We start from the raw sequence: 5274 nt of genomic DNA, 5'->3' as shown, positions 1-5274 counted from the left end.
CGATACGCTCGAACCCCATCAGATCGCCGAACTGCAGCAGCGCCTGCGCGATTGGCCGCAGCTGCAGCGTTACCGGGATGAAAATGCCGCAGTGGCCGCCCCGGTACCCGGCATGCCGCGGGTCGTGTTGTTCGGCGATTCCATCACCGAAGGCTGGGGTCCCACCGGCAGTGACAGCTTCTTCCCCGGCAAGGGCTATCTCAACCGGGGCATCAGTGGGCAGACCACCGCGCAGATGCTGGTGCGTTTCCGCCAGGATGTGATCGCGCTGCAGCCGGCGGTAGTGGTGATTCTGGCCGGTACCAACGACATTGCCGGCAACACCGGGGCGGCCACCCAGGCGATGATCGAAGACAACCTGCATTCGATGGTGGAACTGGCCCAGGCGCACCGCATCGCGGTGGTGCTGAGCTCGGTACTGCCGGTCACCGACTACCCATGGCAGCGCGGCGTGCAGCCGGCGCCCAAGGTGCGCGCGTTGAATGCGGCGCTGAAGCGTTACGCCAGCGCGCACGACGTGGTGTATCTGGATTACCACACGCCAATGGCCAACCGCGACGGTGGCCTGGACAAGGCGCTGGCCGCTGACGGCGTGCACCCCACGGCCGCCGGCTACGCGCGGATGGCGCCGCTGGCCGAGGCGGCGATCGAACAGGCGCTGTCGCGACCGCGCTGAGCGGTGCGCTCAGGCGTCGTCCTGCTTGAGCGCGGCGTCTGCCGCCAGCAGCGCGTCGGCGGCCTTGCTCAGTGGCGGCGAGGGTACGTCGTCGGCGCCGATGGACTGCATCATCCGCGGCATGTCCACGAAGCGGCGCTGGCGGCGGTCGTAGATGCCGGTGACCAGCAGGGCACGGGTGGCGATCTTCTCTTCGCCCAGCAGCACGCGCTGCTCCATGATCACCCGCGTGCCGACCCACCCCACCAGCCGCGTTTCCAGCGTGAAGCGCTGGAAGGGTTTCAGTTCGCGACGGAACTGGATGGTGCCGGCGCCAACGATCGGCGCCCATTTTTCCCGCAGGGCCACCCGGCCAAGGCCCATGCGCAGGATCAGGTCCAGGCGGCCCAGGTCGAAGATGTTCCAGTAGCGCCCGTTGGTCATGTGCAGGTTGCTGTCCAGGTCGTTGGGCAGCACCCGGAACGGCAGCCGTGACACCCCGAACGGGGCGGCCAGCCGAGGCCGGAAGAAGCTGCATAGCAGCAGGTACAGCAGGCGGAACCAGAGATTCATGCGGAATATGACGACTGTTATAGTCCGGATACGCTAATGTATGACGACTGTCTTAGCAAGGAATCGCGCCATGTCGCCTCGCCCTACCGATGCACCGCAGCGCGTGATCGCGGCAGCGGCGGAGATGTTGGCGCGGGTGGGCCTCAATGCCACCAGCATCCGCGAGGTGACCAAGGCCGCCGATGCGCCGTTGGGCTCCACGTATCACCATTTCCCGGGCGGCAAGCAGGAGTTGTTGGCGCGGGCTACCACCCTGGCCGGTGAAAAGGTGGATGCCCTGCTCGCCGAACTTTTGCGGGACGGCGCGGAGCCGGGCCTGCAGCAGTTTCTGCAGATGTGGCGCGCACGCCTGCTGCGCACGCAGTTCGCTGCCGGCTGCCCGGTGCTGGCAGCGGCGGTGGAAGAACCGGTGGATGCGGTGGCCAGCCAGGCACGCGGTGCAGCGGCGGCGGTGTTCGCGCAGTGGGAACACCGGTTGGGCAGCGCGCTGGTTGCCGCCGGCCATGCGCCGGCACAGGCTGCGGCGCAGGCCACGTTGATCATCGCCAGCGTGGAAGGTGCCGTGGCGATGTGCCGGGCGATGCAGGACATCGCACCGTTCGACCGGGTGGCGGCGCAGCTGCAGGCGCTGGTGGCGTTGCCGGCGCGTGGCGCGAAACTCAGCCCCCGGCCGGTGCGTGCGCGAGGAAAAAGCGCTCCAGCTCGCTGAGGAACGCGTCGGGCGATTCCACGTTCATCAGGTGGCCGCCGCGCAGCATGCTCAGGCGGGCGCCCGGGATACCGTCCAGCAACACCTGCGCATCTTCCGGCGTGGCCAGCCGATCCTCATCGCCGGCGATCACCAGCGTGGGTACGTGGATGTGCGGCAGCCGGGGGCGGCCATCGAACCCGATCATGGCGTCGAGCAGGCGCTGCCAGTCTTCGGCGGTCTGTTCGTCGGGCGCGTCGTCGGGATAGTCCAGCCACGGCGCGGCGCGCGGATCGGACAGGAAGCCCACCGAGAACAGCCAGGGCAGGACCAGGTCGAAGATCTGTTTGGGGGTGGCGCCCGCGCGGTAGATCGCGCCCACGGCCTGCAGGAACAGGCGTGATTGGGTATTGGGGGTGGCGAAGGTGGCCGCCAGCACCAGGCTGTGCACGCGCGTCGGCGCGGCGCTGACCAGCGCCTGGGCGACCACGCCGCCCATCGAGAAGCCGACCACGTGCACGCGGTCGATACCGGCGTGGTCAAGCATGGCCAGCAGGTCCTGGGCCAGCGCGTCAGCGGAGAACGGGCTGTGCGTGCCCGGGGTCAGGCCGGAGCCGCGCAGGTCCACCGCCAGCACCCGATGGCGCGCGGCAAGCGCGGCTTGTTCGGCGCTCCAGAACCCGGCGTCGCCGCCAAGGCCGTGGATCAGCAGTACCGGGGGTGCGGCGCGGTCGTGGCCGGTGTCGATCCAGTGCAGGGCGCCGCGCGTGGTGTTCAGTAGAGGCATGGGACGGGATTGGCAGGGGTAAGCAGGCGCCCAGCATGCCTGAGGGTCACGGGGTTTGCCGCCCGTGTCCAACGGCACGGGCTCATGGCTGTTGCAGATCGTCCAGGGCGATACCGTCGGCCGCCGCGCGCATCTGCGGCTCGGGCACCGGGCCTTGCCGGGTCAGGTCGACCAGCCCCTGGTTGAGGACCACGTAGGGCTGCATGCGGGTCTGGTAGCGGGTGAACGCCTGCCCGGGCGCGTGCGGGCTGCGCGACAGTTCGCGCGCCAGCACGTAGGCGCCTACCAGGGCCAGGCTGGTGCCCTGGCCGGAGAAGGGCGAAGCACAGTGCGCGGCATCGCCCACCAGCACCACGCGCCCGGTGTGCCACACGGGAAGTTTCACCTGGACCAGTTCCCCGAAGTAGAACGCGTCGGCGCGCGGGATCGCCTCGACCAGCGGTCGCCAGCGTCCGCCCAGTCCCGCCAGCTTGCTGCGTGCCAGTGCCTTCTGCGCGGTGACGTCGTGGCGGAGGGCGTGGTCCACCTCGGCGCCGAATCCGGCCCCGATGCGCAGTTCGCGTCCGCTGGCATCGGGGTAGACCACCACGCCCAGGTCGGCGTCGCGGTACATCCATTCGCGGTCGGTAAGCGCCAGGTGGTTGGGGGCGCTGTAGAACGCCAGCGCACCTCCCAACGGATGCAGGCAGGTCGGCGCCGCGGCGAAGGCCTGCTGGCGCAGCGCGGAGTAAACCCCGTCGGCCCCCACCACCAGGTCGACATGGCGCGATGGCCGGCCGGCAAGCGCGACCATCACCCCGCTGGCGGTATCGTCGATGCCGGTGATGCGTTCGTCGAACAGCGTGCTGGCTGGGGTGCCCGCGGCGTCGGACAGGATCCGGCACAGCGTGTCACGGAAGATCTCGATATCCGGGCTGTCCAGGCGGCCTGCGCTGAAGGTGCGGGTATCGTCGTGGCCTACCGCATGGCCATCGCGGTCGAGCAGGGTCATCCCGCGCAGGCGCGTGCGCTGGGCCTGCAGCGCTGCGTGCAGCCCCATGGCCTTGACGACCTCCAGCGCCGCACCCCGGATGTCCACGGCATGGCCGCCGCCGCGCAGCGCCGGGGCCGTTTCGACCACCGTGACGTCGAAGCCGAAATAGCGCAGCCACCAGGCGGTGGCGAGGCCGGCGACACCGGCGCCGGAAACAAGGGCGGTGGGTTGCGGCTGCATCGGCAGGCTGGGCGTGGGAGCGGTGCACACATGGTCAGGCGAGGATCGCATGCCCGTCTTGACCTGGGTCAAGCGCGCGACCGATCAACGTGCCGGCAGCGTCGCCAGCAGGTCGGACAGGCCCAGCCAGCCGATCTGCACGCCGATGCACAGGATCACGAACGCCAGCAGGCGTACCACCACCTGGGTGCCGGTGCGTCCGAGCAGCGACTGCAGGCGGCACGCGTAGCGCATGCACAGGTAAATGAGCACGCACAGGGCCAGCAGCGCGCTGGCAGCGGCGGCCAGGTGCACGGCGGCGGGTCCCTCGGCCGGCGACGTGGTACCCACCGCGATGGCCACCGCGATCGACCCCGGCCCCACCGTGAGCGGCAGCGTGAACGGATAGAACAACTGCGACGTCACCGAGGCGTCCACGTCGTCGCGGGCCTCTTCCTGCGCCGCGCCGGCCAGTGAGCCGTGCTCGCTCTGCGCCGGTGCCTGCAGCAGGCGCCACCCGGTGGCGGCGATGACCAGCCCGCCGGCCAGCCGCAGCACCGGGATGGAGATGCCGAAGAAGGACAGCACGTAGGCGCCGATCCCGATCGAGGCCGCCAGCAGCACCAGGCTGTTGAGCGCCACCGCGCGCGCCACCCGGCGGCGCTGGGCGGGGCTGGCGTCGGGCAGGATGCCCAGCACCATCAGCGCCGCGCCCGGTGGATTGATCACCGGCAGCAGGCTGGTGAAGATCACCAGGAACGCATGGCTGAAGTCATTCCACATGGCAGGCCGCAGTGGCGCCCGGGTGCGGGGGGCAGGGAGGCCCACGATGCGGCCGGCGCCGTGAAGGGGGCTTGATCCCGGTCAAGCCGGGGCACGCTGGCCCGCGGCATGCGCGTTCACTTGACCTAGGTCATGTGTGGGCCCCGTTGCCATGGCTACCGTTGGCGTGTGCTGCGGCCGCTTCCGGTCCGCACCGTCAGCCGCGAGACCGCCATGCGCTCCACCGCTTCCAGCGCGCCCACGGCCGACAAGCCGCCTGCGCGCGCCGCCCATCTGGACGAGGACATCTGCGTCCATATCTTCACCACGTCGGCGGCGATGCTGGGCGTGTGCATGACCGTGGTGGGCGTGCTGCACGTGGTGACCGTGCTGCGCAACGTGGACACGTTGGGCGACGACCTGCTCAGCGTCAATTCGCTGGTCTACCTGGGCGCCTGCCTGAGCGCCTACTGGGCGCTGCGCACGCGGCGACGCAAGCGCAACCAGTTCCTGGAAGGGCTGGCCGACTGGCTGTTCCTGATCGGCCTGGTGATCAGCGCGATCGCCACCGGCTTCATCACCTGGGCCATTGCCGGCACCTGACCCCGCGCGCCACC

7 protein-coding genes are annotated in these 5274 nt (G+C 69.9%); 3 read left to right on the top strand and 4 right to left on the bottom strand.

Annotated elements, in window-relative coordinates:
- On the top strand, positions 1-676 hold a 676-nt coding region (locus DBR34_RS05195; protein WP_128095981.1), incomplete at its 5' end, for an SGNH/GDSL hydrolase family protein.
- 9 nt (positions 677-685) lie between these two features.
- Here the strand turns inward: DBR34_RS05195 and DBR34_RS05190 are convergent.
- Positions 686-1228 carry a thioesterase family protein gene (locus DBR34_RS05190; RefSeq protein ID WP_128095977.1) on the bottom strand — a complete coding sequence of 181 codons (543 nt, stop codon included), beginning with the start codon at positions 1226-1228 and terminating at the stop codon, positions 686-688.
- A 70-nt stretch (positions 1229-1298) separates the two neighbouring features.
- On the opposite strand from DBR34_RS05190, the gene DBR34_RS05185 reads away from it, so the two are divergent.
- Positions 1299-1937, top strand: a complete 639-nt coding sequence (locus tag DBR34_RS05185) for a TetR/AcrR family transcriptional regulator (protein WP_128095976.1) — start codon at positions 1299-1301, stop codon at positions 1935-1937.
- Here the strand turns inward: DBR34_RS05185 and DBR34_RS05180 are convergent.
- The 3 genes from DBR34_RS05180 to DBR34_RS05170 all read right to left on the bottom strand — a co-directional run bounded on the left by DBR34_RS05180 (position 1888) and on the right by DBR34_RS05170 (position 4678).
- Positions 1888-2703 carry an alpha/beta fold hydrolase gene (locus DBR34_RS05180; protein ID WP_128095975.1) on the bottom strand — a complete coding sequence of 272 codons (816 nt, stop codon included), beginning with the start codon at positions 2701-2703 and terminating at the stop codon, positions 1888-1890. The two genes, DBR34_RS05185 and DBR34_RS05180, sit on opposite strands and share 50 nt — an antisense overlap.
- A gap of 82 nt (positions 2704-2785) precedes the next feature.
- Entirely contained in the window at positions 2786-3967 is a 1182-nt protein-coding gene (locus DBR34_RS05175; RefSeq protein WP_128095974.1) for an FAD-dependent monooxygenase, read from the bottom strand.
- Between the two features lie 33 nt (positions 3968-4000).
- The gene (locus tag DBR34_RS05170; RefSeq protein ID WP_128095973.1) at positions 4001-4678 is read right to left on the bottom strand and encodes a MarC family protein; all 678 of its coding nucleotides are present in this window, start codon (positions 4676-4678) and stop codon (positions 4001-4003) included.
- A 213-nt stretch (positions 4679-4891) separates the two neighbouring features.
- Between DBR34_RS05170 and DBR34_RS05165 the strand changes: the two genes are divergently transcribed.
- Positions 4892-5260, top strand: coding sequence for a hypothetical protein (locus tag DBR34_RS05165; protein WP_258223677.1), 369 nt, complete (start codon positions 4892-4894; stop codon positions 5258-5260).
- Positions 5261-5274: the final 14 nt, after the last annotated feature.

This window comes from Stenotrophomonas sp. HMWF003 (genome assembly GCF_003061285.1).
In the GTDB taxonomy this organism is placed as follows: domain Bacteria; phylum Pseudomonadota; class Gammaproteobacteria; order Xanthomonadales; family Xanthomonadaceae; genus Stenotrophomonas; species Stenotrophomonas maltophilia_AP.
Note: the sequence above shows the minus strand (reverse complement) of the source record. Positions and strands in the feature narration are given on the sequence as shown.